At 66.8% G+C, this 15,063-nt stretch carries 15 protein-coding genes; 5 read left to right on the top strand and 10 right to left on the bottom strand.

Annotated elements, in window-relative coordinates:
• Positions 1-3: 3 nt before the first annotated feature.
• The 8 genes from purB to CPH63_RS05525 form a co-directional block, all read right to left on the bottom strand.
• Positions 4-1,458, bottom strand: a complete 1,455-nt coding sequence (gene purB / locus CPH63_RS05560; RefSeq protein ID WP_172892163.1) for an adenylosuccinate lyase — start codon at positions 1,456-1,458, stop codon at positions 4-6.
• 15 nt (positions 1,459-1,473) lie between these two features.
• Positions 1,474-2,208, bottom strand: a complete 735-nt coding sequence (locus tag CPH63_RS05555; RefSeq protein ID WP_096301934.1) for a hypothetical protein — start codon at positions 2,206-2,208, stop codon at positions 1,474-1,476.
• Between the two features lie 87 nt (positions 2,209-2,295).
• Positions 2,296-3,042: a hypothetical protein gene (locus CPH63_RS05550; RefSeq protein WP_096301933.1), complete on the bottom strand. Its 747-nt coding sequence runs from the start codon at positions 3,040-3,042 to the stop codon at positions 2,296-2,298.
• 41 nt (positions 3,043-3,083) lie between these two features.
• A complete protein-coding gene (locus CPH63_RS05545; protein ID WP_157749309.1) occupies positions 3,084-3,779 on the bottom strand; it encodes a hypothetical protein in 696 nt (231 codons plus the stop codon).
• A gap of 36 nt (positions 3,780-3,815) precedes the next feature.
• Positions 3,816-5,063 carry a phosphoribosylamine--glycine ligase gene (purD, locus tag CPH63_RS05540; protein WP_096301931.1) on the bottom strand — a complete coding sequence of 416 codons (1,248 nt, stop codon included), beginning with the start codon at positions 5,061-5,063 and terminating at the stop codon, positions 3,816-3,818.
• A gap of 2 nt (positions 5,064-5,065) precedes the next feature.
• Positions 5,066-5,683 carry a TetR/AcrR family transcriptional regulator gene (locus tag CPH63_RS05535; protein ID WP_172892162.1) on the bottom strand — a complete coding sequence of 206 codons (618 nt, stop codon included), beginning with the start codon at positions 5,681-5,683 and terminating at the stop codon, positions 5,066-5,068.
• Positions 5,684-5,906: 223 nt separating this feature from the next.
• Positions 5,907-7,205 (bottom strand): adenylosuccinate synthase, encoded by a 1,299-nt coding sequence (locus CPH63_RS05530; RefSeq protein WP_096301929.1) that lies wholly within the window; start codon positions 7,203-7,205, stop codon positions 5,907-5,909.
• Positions 7,206-7,467: 262 nt separating this feature from the next.
• On the bottom strand, positions 7,468-7,872 hold the full coding sequence (locus tag CPH63_RS05525; RefSeq protein ID WP_096301928.1) for a DUF3151 domain-containing protein: 405 nt from the start codon (positions 7,870-7,872) through the stop codon (positions 7,468-7,470).
• A gap of 174 nt (positions 7,873-8,046) precedes the next feature.
• On the opposite strand from CPH63_RS05525, the gene CPH63_RS05520 reads away from it, so the two are divergent.
• On the top strand, positions 8,047-8,961 hold the full coding sequence (locus tag CPH63_RS05520) for a DUF559 domain-containing protein (RefSeq protein WP_096301927.1): 915 nt from the start codon (positions 8,047-8,049) through the stop codon (positions 8,959-8,961).
• 185 nt (positions 8,962-9,146) lie between these two features.
• Here the strand turns inward: CPH63_RS05520 and fbaA are convergent, their stop codons facing one another.
• Entirely contained in the window at positions 9,147-10,184 is a 1,038-nt protein-coding gene (fbaA, locus tag CPH63_RS05515; protein ID WP_096301926.1) for a class II fructose-bisphosphate aldolase, read from the bottom strand.
• A 199-nt stretch (positions 10,185-10,383) separates the two neighbouring features.
• On the opposite strand from fbaA, the gene CPH63_RS05510 reads away from it, so the two are divergent.
• The 3 genes from CPH63_RS05510 (at position 10,384) to CPH63_RS05500 (ending at position 12,830) form a co-directional block, all read left to right on the top strand.
• Entirely contained in the window at positions 10,384-10,674 is a 291-nt protein-coding gene (locus CPH63_RS05510; RefSeq protein ID WP_096301925.1) for a DUF427 domain-containing protein, read from the top strand.
• Between the two features lie 86 nt (positions 10,675-10,760).
• Entirely contained in the window at positions 10,761-11,453 is a 693-nt protein-coding gene (locus tag CPH63_RS05505) for a DedA family protein (protein WP_096301924.1), read from the top strand.
• Between the two features lie 525 nt (positions 11,454-11,978).
• Positions 11,979-12,830: a glycosyltransferase family 2 protein gene (locus tag CPH63_RS05500; protein WP_096301923.1), complete on the top strand. Its 852-nt coding sequence runs from the start codon at positions 11,979-11,981 to the stop codon at positions 12,828-12,830.
• Positions 12,831-12,996: 166 nt separating this feature from the next.
• On the opposite strand, the gene CPH63_RS05495 is transcribed toward CPH63_RS05500, so the two are convergent.
• Complete coding sequence (locus tag CPH63_RS05495; RefSeq protein WP_096301922.1) at positions 12,997-13,275, bottom strand: hypothetical protein; 279 nt, start codon at positions 13,273-13,275, stop codon at positions 12,997-12,999.
• Between the two features lie 69 nt (positions 13,276-13,344).
• Here CPH63_RS05495 and CPH63_RS05490 point away from each other — a divergent pair, with 69 nt between their 5' ends.
• Positions 13,345-15,051: a ribonuclease J gene (locus CPH63_RS05490; protein ID WP_241895820.1), complete on the top strand. Its 1,707-nt coding sequence runs from the start codon at positions 13,345-13,347 to the stop codon at positions 15,049-15,051.
• Positions 15,052-15,063 lie beyond the last annotated feature (12 nt).

Here is a 15,063-nt window from a genome sequence, read left to right as displayed (position 1 = left end):
CCGTTAGAAGATCGGCTCCGGCTGATACTTGGCCGCAGCTGGGTCGGTGGCCAGCACCTCATCGACGGCGGCGACGACCTCCGCCACCTGGGTCTGCGCCGCGCCGGTGAAGGAGAGCGGCTCAGCCAGCAGGGCATCCAGGTCGGCACTCGACAGCCCCAGCCGCGGATCGGCGGACAGGCGCGCGAAGAGATCGTTGGCCGGTGAACCCTGCTCGCGCATCCCGAGCGCCACGGCGACGGCGTGCTCCTTGATCGCCTCATGGGCCGCCTCCCGACCCACGCCGGCCCGCACGGCGGCGATCAGCACCTTGGTGGTGGCCAGGAAGGGCAGGTATCGGTCCAGCTCACGTTCGATGACGGCTGGGTAGGCCCCGAAGTCGTCGAGGACGGTGAGCGTGGTCTCCAGCAGTCCGTCGATGGCGAAGAAGGCATCCGGCAGGGCAACCCGCCGCACCACCGAGCAGGAGACGTCTCCCTCGTTCCACTGGTCACCCGCGAGCTCGCCGACCATGGACGAGTATCCCCTGATAATTACGGCAAATCCGTTGATCCGCTCGGCCGAACGGGTGTTCATCTTGTGCGGCATGGCGCTCGAGCCGACCTGCCCCGGACGGAACCCTTCGGTGACCAGTTCCAGGCCGGCCATGAGCCGGATCGTCTTGGCCAGCGACGAGGGACCGGCCGCCAGTTGCACCAATGCGGAGACGACGTCGAAGTCGAGTGAGCGCGGGTAGACCTGTCCAACGCTGATGAAGACCGCGCTGAAGCCGAGATGTTCGGCCACCCGCTGCTCCAGCGTGGCGAGCTTCTCCAGGTCACCGTCGAGGAGATCGAGCATGTCCTGCGCAGTGCCCACCGGCCCCTTGATACCCCGCAGCGGGTAGCGGGCGATGAGATCGTCGACGCGCTCGACGGCGATCATCAACTCCTCGGCGGCCGACGCGAAACGCTTCCCCAGCGTGGTGGCCTGGGCGGCCACATTGTGGGAGCGTCCGGCCATCACCAGCGCCTCGTACTCGCTGGCTCGCCGAGCCAAGCGCGCGAGAACAGCCAATGTTTTACTACGGATAACCTGCAGCGAGGAGAGGATCTGCAGCTGCTCGACGTTCTCGGTGAGGTCGCGACTGGTCATCCCCTTGTGGATCTGCTCGTGCCCGGCCAGCGCGGCGAACTCCTCGATGCGGGCCTTCACATCGTGCTTGGTGACCCGTTCCCGCTCGGTGATCGACGCGGTGTCGACGGCGGCCACACCCTGATCGATGACCCGCTGGTAGTCCTCGATCGCACCATCCGGAACCTCGACGCCGAGGTCCTTCTGGGCGCGCAGGACGGCCAGCCAGAGCTGCCGTTCGAGGACGATCTTCTGCTCAGGCGACCAGATCGTCGCGATCGAGGTCGATGCGTAGCGGCCGGCGAGAACATTCGAGATTTCGGGTTTCGGTGTCACGGTGTTCAATTGTCCCGCATCGCTCTACCAGGTCAGCCCCGGGTCGGCGGCGATCGCCGCCAGCTGGGCCCGGGACGGAAGGTTCTTCGCCGGCCCGATGGCTCCGACGACCACCCGCCAGCCGTCCGGCGTGACTCGGCTCAGCGCCTGCACGCGTCCGGTGCTGACGCTACGCGAGACGTAGAGCGAGCGAGCCGGCTCGTTGAACGGCGTCTCGACCGACACCACCAGCACCACCCCGCCCACCCCGTGCAGACGGACGGTGGCCGCGCAGAGCGAACTGCCGGCTTCGAAGGTCTCGCTCTGATCGAAGCTGACATAGTTGGCCAGCCGGGGGACGACGGCGACATTGACGCGGCTGGTCATCGAGTCTCCGGTGACCGGTCGGCATGATCCGTCGGCAACCCCGCGGGCGATCACCGGCTGCAGTTCGACCGGAGTTGCCGCACCCACGATCCGACTCACCAGGTCTTGCTGGGCCGCGAGTTGGGACGCCGACGGTCGAGCATGTAGACGGGCCAGCTGGATCGCCCCACCGACCAGCGCGACCGCGGCGATCAGCACGGCACCCCAGCGCAGCCGACGCGACCAGGTCGGCGAGAGCGGCCGGCGTCGGGCTCCAGCTGAGATCGTCTCGGGCGACCCCGTGAAGGGCGGCGCGACCGTGGCCAAGGCATGGTCGGGACGGCCGGGGATCGGCAGTCCCGCAGCTTCACCAGCTTCTGCGGTTAGCCATTCGACCCCATCGTCGTCACGCATAGCCTCAGACTGCCACCGCCCGGCGGGCACCGCCACAAAACCTCGGGCCGGTCGGCGAACGCGAGTCAGTTGCCGTCCAGCAGCGGGTCAGTTGCCGTAGAGGAGCGGGTCGGTCGCGAAGGCCACCAGCCGAGCCGGGGCCGGCAGTCTGGACTTGTTCAGGGAGCTCATCGACACGGTGACCTGGTAGTTGTGGGCCATGCTCGAGTGGTCGTAGGACTCTTGAAACTGACCCTGGAAGCTGCTGACGCCGGACGCCGACGAATCCTGCCCGATCCCGTAGTAGCCGGCTTGGACCGTGGCCGTTATCCCGGACGCATCGACCGCATCGACCGCGACATTGCAGACCTGGTCGTTGTCGTCGTAGCGCGAGGTGCTCAGCGAGCTGATCTGGAACGTCGGGAAGTGCCAGTGCATCGCCCGCACGAGCGGCGAGGTGGGGACGATCTCGTCGGTGGTCGCCGCTAGCCGGTCACAGGGCCCCTGGTCGGGCGACGTGAACTCATACGTCGGTAGGGGCGTCACGTCGACCGCCGCAGACGACGCGACCGGCGCACGTTCGGCCTCACCGCGGCCCGTGTGATTGCCGACCGCATAGCCGACCAGCGACGCGAGGAGCGCGGTCAGAAGCACTGCACCGGCCAGGCGCCACCGCATTCCGGTCGATTGCGTGCTGGTCGATACCGGCGGATGGCTGCCGGGTTCGACACCGACGTCTACTGAATCCTCTTCGGTAGCAGCTGTGCGCTGGGCGGGAGCGGCGAAGGCGCGGTAGACGTCCTGTTCGCCGAAGGTCTCGATAATCTCGAGGTTCTCCCATTCCCGATTGCTCACCCGACCAGTGTGTCAGGCAGCTCGGCGCACGCAATCCGGTCTCAGGCCGCCAACACCGGATCGGCGACGAAGCGCTCCAAGTCGCTGACCGAGGGCAGCGACGCGGCGGCCGGCCCGGCGATCTCGATCGAGACGACGAACCCGTTGTCGGACATGTGCGACAGCACGATGACGTGCTGGCCGGTGAGGATCCGGTTGGCCATCACGTCGTAGGGGTTGCCCGGGCCGGTATGCGCCTGCAGCCGCAGTGCGACTCCCGCGCGGTCGCTGGCCGTGAGCTCCACCCGGCAGAGCTTGAGGGTGTCCGCGTAGACGAAGCGATGCGCCGACTGCAGCACGAATCCCGGAAAGTAGGTGGCGACGGCGGCCACCGCGTCCTCGGTGCCGACTCCGGCGACCACGGTCAGCTCGTAGGCCGGACGGTCGCAGATGAGGTTCGACTCGGACGCCGACGTCACGCTGACCGCACTCGTCGGGGCAGCCAGCTTCGCCGTCACCGCTGGCACCCGCGTCACCGATGCCCGGCCGAAGACGAACGCGGCCAGCAGAAGGCCGAGCACGGCTACAACGCCTAGCCAACCTCGGGGCCGCCGCGGGCGAGGTAGGTCTGATACCAGGTCGCTGGCCCGCGCCGAATAGGCGCTTCCGTCAAGATCGTCGGCGTAGAGCTCGACGACGTCGAGAAGGCGTTCGCTCTCCTCCGGCCCGGTGGGCACACCTACAGTGTCGCGCGTCACAGTCCCTCCGGGCAAGGAGGCAGGACGGCGGCCGGCCTACTGCGGGATCTCGATCTCCTTGTAGATGGCGCGCTGGGCGATGTCGGTGCGGAACTGCCCGCCGGCCAGGTCGATGCCCGACAGCACCGTGTAGGCCTGATCCCGGGCCCCGGCCAGCGTGGATGCGGTCGCCGTCGCCGACAGCACGCGCCCACCGGAGGAGACGATCGCTCCATCCTCGCGGCGCCGGGTGCCGGCGTGGATGACACCCTCGGCCTCGGATCCGGTGATGACGTCGCCCAGCCGGGGCGTTCCCGGATAGTTCGCGGCGGCGATCACCACCGTCACCGCCGACTCGTCCCGCCAGACCAACGACGGCACCTCGGCCAGCGTGCCCACAGCGGCGGCATAGAGCAGCTGCAGCAGCGACGACTCCAGCAGCGCCAGCACGACCTGGGTCTCGGGGTCTCCGAATCGGGCGTTGAACTCGATCACCCGTGGGCCGGCCGAGGTCATCGCCAGGCCGATGTAGAGCAGGCCGGCGAACGGCACTCCGCGCGCCGCGAGTTCCTCAACCGTCGGCTGGGCCACCTCGCGCAGCACTTGGTCGACGGTCTCCGGCGGCAGCCACGGCAGCGGCGCGTAGGCCCCCATCCCGCCGGTGTTCGGTCCGGTGTCGCCGTCGCCGATGCGTTTGAAGTCCTGAGCCGGCAGCAGCGGGACGACGGTGTGGCCGTCAGTGACACAGAAGAGCGACACCTCCGGGCCGTCCAGATACTCCTCGATGACGACCCGGCCACACTCGGCCGCGTGGGCCAGCGCCTCGTCCCGATCGGAGGTGACGACGACGCCCTTGCCGGCGGCGAGCCCGTCGTCCTTCACCACGTACGGTGCGCCGAACTCGTCCAACGCCGCAGCGGCCTGAGCAGCGTCCAGGCAGAGCCGGGACCGCGCGGTCGGGACGCCGGCCGCGGCCATGACGTCCTTGGCGAAGGCCTTGCTCCCCTCCAGCTGAGCGGCGGCCTGCGACGGCCCGAAGCAGGGAATGCCGGCCGCCCGCACCGCGTCGGCCACCCCGGCGACGAGTGGCGCCTCCGGGCCGATGACGACGAACTCGGCACCGAGCTCGACGGCCAGCGCAGCCACCGCGGCCGGGTTCAGAATATCCAACGGACGCTGCTCGGCGATCGCCGCCGTACCCGCGTTGCCGGGTGCACAGATCAGCGACGTGACCCGTGAATCACCCGAAAAACTCAGGCAAATCGCGTGTTCGCGGGCCCCCGATCCGACAACCAGAACGCGCACGGTCAGCGCCCCGGGATCGGCAGTGCGGGCAGGCCGGGGAGGCGGAATCCGCCGCGTCGCGGGGCAGCGACACCGGGGCCGGCCAGCCCACGGTCGAAGAGGGCGATCATCGCGTAGAAGCTGGCCTCGGTGTCCTCGTCGGCGTCGAAGGCCCGCAGCGACTCCAATGACGCGAAGCCGGTCAGCGCGCTGCGGGCCGAACGGATGGCGTGGGTCGCCTCCGCGCCGCGCACACCGTAGTCGTCCATGATCTTGCGCAGAATCTCCTCGATGCCGCTGCCGAACTCGCTGCGCTGCTGCGCCGAGAGCGGCGCGCGCACCAAGGCCTGGAACTGCCCGGGGTGCGAGGTGGCGAAGCGGCGGTGCGCGGTGAATGCGGCCAGCAGCGCGTCACGCCCGGACTTCCCGTCCACCGCATGCCCGAGGCTGGCCAGCAGCGTCTCGGCCCCGTAGAGGGCGATCCGGACCTGCAGATCGTCCAGCCCGTCGACGTGCTTGTAGAGGCTGGGGACCCGCACACCGAGCGCGGCGGCGACGTTGGAGAGCGACGCTTCGTCGAGTCCGCCGGAGTCAGCGATCTCCGCGGCGGCAATGACCACTTTCTCGGGCGTCAATCCCATACGTGGCATCCGAAGGCCTTCCGGTCGTGTTCGGCTCGTGATCGGCCGGTCAGGATCGCTCGTGAAGGCGGAGTCGTGACCGACGTGTCTCGCGAACGGCTCACGCTACTCGCAGCAACGGCGCCCCATCCAGAGAGTTGGGTCGGATGTGTCACACATGACTTTGGGCGTTAGCCAGTTCTCAGCGCCGGCGACCGGCCCGATCACCCCGCAACCACGCCCGTCAACGCAGCAGGTCGCGGACGGCGATCGTCTCGTCGCGGCCGGGACCGACTCCGATGGCCGAGATCGGCGCCTTGATCATCTGCTCCAGCGCGGCGACGTAGCGACGCGCGTTCTCCGGCAGATCCTCCAGCGTGCGCGCCTTCGAGATGTCCTCGCTCCACCCTGGGAAGACCTCGTAGATCGGGGTCGCGCGGGCGAAGTCGCCCTGCGAGCTGGGCAGCTCATTGTGGCGCACACCGTCGATGTCGTAGGCGACACAGACCGGGATCTGCTCGATGCCGGTGAGAACGTCGAGCTTGGTCAACACGAAATCGGTGACGCCGTTGATCCGCGTGGCGTAGCGGCCGATGACCGCGTCGAACCAGCCGCAGCGGCGGGGGCGTCCCGTCGTGGTCCCGAATTCGGCGCCGACATCGCGCAGCCGCTCTCCGTCGGCGTCGAGGAGTTCGGTCGGGAACGGACCCTCCCCGACTCGCGTCGTGTACGCCTTGATCACGGCGATGACCGAGCTGATGCGCGTCGGGGGGATTCCGCTGCCGGTGCAGGCGCCGCCCGCGGTGGCGTTGGATGAGGTGACGAACGGGTAGGTGCCGTGGTCGACGTCGAGCAGCGTCGCCTGGCCGGCTTCGAGGATGACGGTGCGCCCGGCGTCGAGAAGTTGCTCCAGCAACAGTGGGGTGTCGGCCACCATCGGACGCAGCCGCTCGGCGTAGCCGAGGAGTTCGTCGACGACCGCGTCGACCTCGACCGCGCGCCGGTTGTAGACCTTGACCAGTACCTGGTTCTTGAATTCGAGGGCGCCGGAGACCTTCGCCCGCAGGATCTTCTCGTCGAAGAGATCCTGGATGCGGATGCCGACCCGGGACATCTTGTCCGCGTAGGTGGGGCCGATGCCACGGCCGGTGGTGCCGATCTTGCGGCTGCCGAGATACCGCTCGGTGACCTTGTCCAGGGTTCGGTTGTACGGCGTGATGACGTGCGCGGCGCCGCTGACGACCAGCTTCGAGGTGTCGACGCCACGAGCTTCCAGCCCGTCGATCTCACTGAAGAGAACCTCGAGGTCGATGACCACGCCGTTGCCGATGATGGGCGTGCAGCCGGGGCTGAGGATGCCTGAGGGCAGCAGGTGCAGGGCGTACTTCTCCCGCTGGCCGGCGGTGTCGATGACGATGGTGTGGCCGGCGTTGTTGCCGCCGTTGAACTTGACGACCGCCTCGACCCGGCTCCCGAGCAGGTCGGTCGCCTTGCCCTTGCCTTCATCGCCCCACTGGGCACCAACCAGAACTATCGCCGGCATGGATCACCTTTCAACAAGCCAGGCAGCGCCGAGCAATCCGACAAACTGCTTTTTGCGTGCCACCTGTATCCAGCCTGCGACTAGCACTGGAGCAGATGCCGCCCCGACACCCTACGTGCATGAATCCTAGGAGGCGGGGGGTGGATCTGCGGAATCTCGGGTGGATCTGGGTCTGGATCTGGATCTGGATCGGCGGTGGGCTCCAGCTCGGGACCGGACCCGGGCTGGCTGCTGACGCCAGTTGACCAGCGGGTCGGGCCGGCTAGCTCAGGGCTGCTTCGGCGGCCGGGTCGCTGTCGTGCAGGAAGGTCGAACAGCGGGTCGCCTCGTCGGTCTCGCCGATCGCCGCGGCGGCCTCGGCCAGCGCGTGCAGCGCCCGCAGGAAGCCCTGATTCGGCACGTGCGACCACGGGATGGGGCCGTTGCCCTTCCATCCGCTGCGGCGCAGGGCGTCCAGGCCGCGGTGGTAGCCGGTGCGGGCGTAGGCGTAGGCGGTCACCGGCTCATGGGCAGCGAGCGCCGCCTCGGCCAGCACGGCCCAGGCGGCCGATGAGGCGGGATACTTCGCGGCCACCTCGACCGCCGGCGTGCCGGCAGCGAGCAGGTCCACGGCCGGGTCGTCGCCGAGGCGGGTCGGTGAGGAGAGGAGGTCGCCGAGTTTCGTCATACCGCCATTCTGCACGGACGCCCACCCATCCCGGCAAACCTCCTGCACATTGCGTACTCCGATACCCGATGTGCAGGAGCTTCGCGCTGGCGGTGGTCGTCCCCAGGCCACTCGGTCGTCCACAGGGTCGCGTCGGCGGCTTCGCGGCCGGCAACTGACCGCGACGCTGGTGAGGTGCTGACGCGATCTGCCCTTCGCTCCGTCCCCGACGCCTACGACGAGACCGTGCAAACGCCCAGCGACCTGTACCGGCAGGGCTGGACCCGGGACTCCGTCCGCGCGCAACTGCAGGCCAGACGTTGGCAGCGGATCGGAAGGGTCGTCGTCCAGCACAACTCACTGCTCACCGCTGACGAGCGGGTGCGCGCCGTCGTCCTGCACCACGGGCCCAGATGCGTCGCGACCTCGTTCACCGCGGCCGAGCAGCACGGGCTCACCGGCTGGCATCGAGACGAGGTGCACGTGCTTGTGCCGCGCGGCGCCAGAATCCGGCCGCTGCCCGAGATTGCGGCCGTCGTCCACTTCGTCGCCGATTGGCGACGCCAGCAGCTATCCCAGACCCAACTGTTACACCGACCTGCCCCGGCGCTCATCGTGGCGGCCTCAGGCATGCGCTCTCCGCGGCACGCCTGCGCCATCCTCGCGGCGGCGGTGCAGCAGCGCGTTACCGAAACCGACGCCCTGCACCGATCCCTCGCAGCAGCACCGACGACGCGGCACCACGCTGTACTGGCTCACGCCATCGACGACATCGGCCAAGGGACCGAAGCGCTCAGCGAAATCGACTTCCTCGCGCTCTGCCGGCGGTTTCGACTTCCGCTACCCGAACATCAGGCGGTGCGCGTCGACGCCACTGGACGTCGCCGATACCTGGACGCTGAGTGGGTCCGCCGGGATGGGACACGGGTCATCGTCGAGGTGGACGGCGCGATTCACCTGAATGCACAGCACTGGATCGCCGATCAACTGCGGCAGAACGCCCTCGCCATATCAGGGTCGGTGATTCTGCGATTTCCGAGCGTGGTGGTCAGGACCGAGCCCAGGTACGTGGCCGCGCAACTGCGCGAGGCGCTACAGCTGCCAGCTTGACCCGGCGCCGGCCGCGGCGAAGGTTCTGCGCCTTGAGTACCGGGACCCCCAAATTGCAGGAGGTTCGGTGGGCAGGTCGAAGGATGCCGGCGAAGGTCCTGCACCCTGCGCACCGGGGTACGCAGTGTGCAGGACCTTCACGGACGGGTCGGACGGTCGAACGTTCGGACGGTCCCAACGGTGGCTTACGCGCCGAGGGACTTGCCGGCCGACAGGAGGTCTTCGCAGGCCGTTCCGATGCGGGCCGCCATCCCGACCTCGGCCAGCTTGAGGTACGAGCGGGGGTCGTAGGCCTTCTTGTTGCCGACCTCGCCGTCAACCTTCAGCACGCCGTCGTAGTTGGTGAACATGTGCCCGGCGATCTCACGGGTGAAGGCGTACTGGGTGTCGGTGTCGACGTTCATCTTCACCACACCGTAGGAGAGCGCGTCCCGGATATCGCTCAGGTCCGAGCCGGACCCACCGTGGAAGACGAGGTCGAACGGCTTGGAGCCGGCCGGCAACCCGAGCTTCGCCGCCGCCGCCGCCTGGCCGTCCTGCAGCACCGACGGGCGCAGCTTGACGTTGCCCGGCTTGTAGACGCCATGCACGTTGCCGAAGGTCGCAGCGAGCAGATACCGGGCACCCTGGTCGCCGGCTCCGAGCGCATCCAGCGTCTCCAGGAAGTCCTGATCGGTCGTGTAGAGCTTCTCGTTGATCTCGGCCTCGACGCCATCCTCCTCGCCGCCGACGACGCCGACCTCGATCTCGAGGATGATCTTGGCCGCCGAAGCCGCCGCCAGCAGCTCCTTGGCGATCTGCAGGTTCTCATCCAGCGGCACGGCCGAGCCGTCCCACATGTGCGACTGGAAGAGCGGCGCCTGGCCCGAGTCGACCCGCCCACGGGAGATGGCGATGAGCGGTCGGACGTAGCTGTCGAGCTTGTCCTTGGGGCAGTGATCGGTGTGCAGCGCGACCGTGATCGGGTACTTCGCGGCGACGACGTGCGCGAACTCGGCCAGCCCGACCGCGCCGGTGACCATGTCCTTCACCCCGGTACCGGAGCCGAACTCGGCCCCGCCGGTGGAGAACTGGATGATGCCGTCGCTTCCCGCGTCGGCGAACCCGCGCAGGGCCGCGTTGATGCTCTCCGATGACGTGCAGTTGATGGCCGGGTAGGCGAAGCCGCCCTGCTTGGCGCGGTCGAGCATGTCGGCGTAGGCGTCCGGGGTTGCGATCGGCATATGGCTCTCCAGAGAACTGCACGAAGGGTCAGAGGTAGGTCGGGGCATTGCTTACGCTGCAATTATCACCTGAGCTGACCCCTCCACTCACAACCGGTCGGCCAGCGCAACTCGAAACGCCACGGAATGAACCTTGACACAGTCGGCGTTGCTCCAAGGAGGGCCGATGAGGCCGAGGGATGCATCGATTGGAAGTCACATGACGGTTCGGGCAACGCTCAACGGCACGGTGATCGCACAGAGCGAGAACACCGTGATAGTCGAAGGCAATCACTACTTTCCGAAGGACGACGTCAGCGCGGATGTCCTTACTGCGTCGGACACTCATACGATCTGCCCCTGGAAGGGGACCGCGTCGTACTACTCGGTGACCGTGGACGGTACGACCTCCACCGATGCCGCCTGGTACTACCCGAGGCCCAAGGAAGCGGCCGCCGAGATCACCGATCGCATCGCATTCTGGAAGGACGTCGAGGTCAGTTCCGACTGAACGGTAACCTCGCAAAATCGGGCGGACGCCCCACGCCGATTTCACGTGCGGACGAAAAGCCGGCAGATCTTTCGTAGACTTCCAGAATGCTTTCTTTTGCTGCGCCGCTGGCCGCGCACGCTGTGACCGGTCAGACAGTGCTGGCAAACCCGATCGACCCGAGCACGCTGCTGAACAAGTTCGGGCTGATCGGGCTGGCGATCATCCTCTTCGCCGAGACTGGCCTACTGGTCGGTTTCTTCCTGCCTGGCGACACGCTGCTTCTTTCGGCGGGAATCTCGATCTCGATCGGGACCCTGAACGACCCACTCTGGAAGTTCCTGGTGGTGGCCCCGATCGCCGCGTTCATCGGCAATCTGGTCGGGTACTGGATCGGCTACCGGGCCGGCCCGAAGGTGTTCGACAAGCCCGACTCGAAGTTCTTCAGCCCCGAGTACGTGACCAAGGCCGAGCGGTTCTTCAATCGTTTCGGCAGCTGGACCATCGTGTTGGCGCGATTCGTACCCGTCGTTCGCACGGTCGCGAGCGTCATGGCCGGTGTCGGCAAGATGCGCTTCAGTCTCTATGTGCTGTATTCGGTCATCGGTGGCATTCTCTGGACCGACTCCATGTTGATCATCGGCCACCAGCTGGGCAAGTTCCAGTTCGTCCAGGACAACAAGCAGTATCTCGACTACATCATCATGGCCGTCGTCATCCTGTCCCTCCTGCCCACCCTCATCCACTACCTGCGCAACCGCAACAAGAGTCGCGTGCAGGTTGGTTCGGATGCGCCGTAGGCCTGTAGCTACGGGGCTCTCAGCCTGATGAGCGGCCGTGCGTGGTCTCTGTTCGATTGACCTGCTGCTCCTGGTGTGCTGGGATCGATGACGGGTTACCAATCCATGGGACAAGACGTCTCAGGTAACTCTGGCGGCGAAACCGCAGGCAGACACCCGTTGGGCAACTGCTGCAGTCGGTACCACGGCGGTAATGCGTGTGACTCGCCCTGACATGGCCACAGCTACATCTCGCGGTTGCCTTGCCCATGATGATCTCCCGAGCGGACAGGTTGGATGAACCAATAATTTTTGGCTACTACCCCAGCGCAGCCCCCAGTTTGTACTCGCGGACGCTACATCACGTGGTGCGTATCACGCGAGTATCCGCCACAAAGTGAGTGTTTCACCGGATGCGCGACTGCAGTTCAAGTTCTTGCAATCAAAACGAAACCGATAGGCTCTAGATTCTGTGTCAAGACGCTCTGACCAATATGGGAATGCCGCCTTCTATCAGCGCCCGCGCTCGAAGTCTAAGGGGAACGAATGAGCACGCAGCTCCGGATAGCTAAGCCGAATCCAACGATCTCGATCGTGATTCCGGCCCGCAACGAGGCCCGAAACCTAGAGATGGTTCTGCCTGAACTGCCCGAGGTCCACGAAGTCATCCTGGTCGACGGCAACTCGACGGACGGCACGATCGAGACGGCGCTGCGGGTGATGCCGAGCATTCGCGTTATTCACCAGACCCGTAAGGGCAAGGGCAATGCGCTGGTCTGTGGCTTCCGGGCCGCCACCGGCGATGTGATTGTCATGTTCGACGCCGACGGTTCGGCCGACCCAGCCGAGATCCCGGCCTACATCGAGACGCTCGTACGCGGCGCCGACTTCGCCAAGGGCAGCCGGTTCTGCGACGGCGGCGGCAGCCACGACATCACTCGCTACCGCAGCGGGGGCAACAAAGGCCTCAACATCCTGACCAATCTGCTACTCAAGACCAAGTACACCGATCTCTGCTACGGGTACAACGCCTTCTGGAGCGACATCCTCGACTCGGTGGACCTGCCGGATCCGGACATCGCGGTCACGAACGCCTCCGGGATGATGTGGGGCGATGGCTTTGAGATCGAAACGGTCCTGAACTGCCGTATCGCCGCCGCTAAGCTCGCCGTGCACGAGGTGCCGAGCGTTGAGCGCAGCCGGATCCATGGCGAGAGCAACCTGAACGCGATCCGGGACGGCCTGCGGGTCCTCAAGACGATCCTTGAGGAGAAGGGCAGCGCGCGCCGGATGGCGCGTGAGGTCGCCGCTATCCGCAAGCTGGAGACGGCTCGCCGTCGTTCGGTCGGCGCCGACAACGAGCCAGCGTCGGTCGAAGAGGCCGAAGAGATTGCCTGATCGCTGCGACTAGTCCGCAGCATTCGCACGTACGGTTCGGCCCGCTGGAGCAATTCGCTCCGGCGGGCCGAATTCATTTCTGCCACCGAGGTGACATTGATCGGCGGCATTAGCCACTCCCAGCTCCAATAGGGGACGGCTCAGCTCCAATAGCGGACGGAAACGGTCAGGGGTTCGCGACCTTGACGCACTGCGCCTTGATCTGGGGATCGGTCGGCGTCAAGTGCACGCCGAGGAATGTCGCGTCGCATTTTCGGGCCGCGGCAGCGATGTCCTCGCGCTGATGCCAGATGAACAACCCGGCGCCGACAACCAGGGCCAGGATGATGATCCGGCCGACGACCGCGGTCACGACGAAGCTGAGAAGCAGGCCGAGGAGGATCACCCCGACGATGACTCCGATACCGAGCTTCTGAGCTTGACTGGTGTCCAAGGCGTAGTTCAAGGGGCTCCTCAGGTCGCTGATGATCGGGGTAACGCTAACCGCTCGGGGCCCGGAAGATAGCCTCGACATGTGCCCAACGATCGAAAGCGCGACAAAGATGCTCCCCCGCCACTGAAACGCGGCACTCTGCGCATCGTCGCATTGGGCGGGATCGGCGAGGTCGGCCGCAACATGACCATGTTCGAGTACCAGCCGGAGAAGGGGCCCAGCCGCCTGCTGGTCGTCGACTGCGGCATGCTGCTGGGGAAGACGAACTCACCTGGCATCGACGTCACCCTGCCCGATTGGTCGTACTTTCGCGAGCGGCTGGAGGACATCGACGCCGTGGTGCTCACCCACGGCCACGAGGATCACATCGGCGCCCTGCCTTACCTGCTACGCGAGCGCAAGGACATCCCGATCATCGGCTCCCGGCTGACGCTGGCCCTGGTGGCCGCGAAGCTGGAGCAGCACCGGATTCGTCCTGTCCTGCAGCAGGTGCGCGAGACCGACCGGGAACAGATCGGCGACTGGGGGCTGGAGTTCTTCGCGGTCAACCACTCGATCCCGGACGCGCTCGCCGTCGCCATTCACGTCGGCGGCCAGGTGGTCCTGCACACCGGTGACTTCAAGATGGACCAGACGCCGCTGGACGGCCGCCTCACCGACCTCCCGGGCTTCTCCCGACTCGGCGACGAGGGGGTCGACCTGCTGCTGTCGGACTCCACCAACTCCGAGGTACCCGGCTTCATCCCGTCCGAGCTCGACGTCGGCAAGGTGGTGGCCGACGTCATCACGAAGGCCCGCGGCCGAATCATCGTCGCCTGCTTCGCCTCGCACGTGCACCGCGTCCAGCAGGTTCTCGACGCGGCGGTCTCCTCCAACCGCAAGGTGGCCCTGGTCGGGCGCTCGATGGTGCGCAACATGGGTATCGCCCGCGATCTCGGGTTGCTCAAGGTTCCCGACGGCGTCTTGATCGACATCAAGCAGATCGGCGACCTCCCGGCCTCCAAGACGCTGCTCATCTCGACCGGATCGCAGGGCGAGCCGCTCTCGGCGCTCTCCCGGATGGCCAACAATGAGCATCCGCTCATCACCGTCGTTCCCGATGACACGATCCTGCTGGCCTCCTCACTCATCCCGGGCAACGAGAACTCCGTCGGTCAGGTCATCAATGGCCTGGCCCGTCTGGGCGCGGCGGTCGTTCATAAGTCGATGGCCCTGGTGCACGTCTCCGGTCACGCCCCGGCCGGCGAGCTGCGCTACCTGCTCAACGCGGTACGTCCGAAGAACCTGATGCCGGTGCACGGCGAGTGGCGTCACCTCCGCGCGCACGCGGCGATCGGGCGCTCAACCGGGATGACCGACGAGCACATCATGATCGCCCCGGACGGCACCGTGGTCGATCTGGTCGGCGGCGTCGCCACGCTCGTCGGCACGGTACCGGTCGGCTACGTCTACGTCGACGGTCTCGCCGTCGGGGACATCACCGACGCCGCGCTCAAGGATCGCCTCATTCTCGGCGAGGAGGGGTTCATCTCCATCCTGGTGGCGGTGGACATGCTCGCCGGGAAGGTCGTCTTCGGCCCCGAGATCTACGCCCGCGGCTTCACCGACGACCCGGCCGGTCTCGATCCGATTCGGGCCGAACTGGTCAGCGTCGTCGAGAAGGCGGTGGCCGACGGAACGCGTGACTCCGAGGCGCTGGAGCGGGCCATCCGTCGAAGCGTCGGGCGCTGGGTCGACCGTACCTACCGGCGCCGGCCGATGCTCGTCCCGACCGTCATCGAGGTCTGATCGGGGCGAGCC

The organism is Jatrophihabitans sp. GAS493 (assembly GCF_900230215.1).
In the GTDB taxonomy this organism is placed as follows: Bacteria; Actinomycetota; Actinomycetes; order Mycobacteriales; family Jatrophihabitantaceae; genus MT45.
The sequence above is the reverse complement of the archived record's forward strand: the minus strand, read 5'-3'. Positions and strand labels throughout refer to the sequence as shown.

Coding starts and splice junctions, on each gene's coding strand:
- CPH63_RS05535 (WP_172892162.1), bottom strand. CDS start 5,683: ATGGGATTGACGCCCGAGAAAGTGGTCATTGCCGCCGCGGAGATCGCT.
- CPH63_RS05525 (WP_096301928.1), bottom strand. CDS start 7,872: ATGACGAAACTCGGCGACCTCCTCTCCTCACCGACCCGCCTCGGCGAC.
- CPH63_RS05510 (WP_096301925.1), top strand. CDS start 10,384: ATGACGGTTCGGGCAACGCTCAACGGCACGGTGATCGCACAGAGCGAG.
- CPH63_RS05555 (WP_096301934.1), bottom strand. CDS start 2,208: ATGCGTGACGACGATGGGGTCGAATGGCTAACCGCAGAAGCTGGTGAA.
- CPH63_RS05500 (WP_096301923.1), top strand. CDS start 11,979: ATGAGCACGCAGCTCCGGATAGCTAAGCCGAATCCAACGATCTCGATC.
- fbaA (WP_096301926.1), bottom strand. CDS start 10,184: ATGCCGATCGCAACCCCGGACGCCTACGCCGACATGCTCGACCGCGCC.
- CPH63_RS05505 (WP_096301924.1), top strand. CDS start 10,761: ATGCTTTCTTTTGCTGCGCCGCTGGCCGCGCACGCTGTGACCGGTCAG.
- CPH63_RS05530 (WP_096301929.1), bottom strand. CDS start 7,205: ATGCCGGCGATAGTTCTGGTTGGTGCCCAGTGGGGCGATGAAGGCAAG.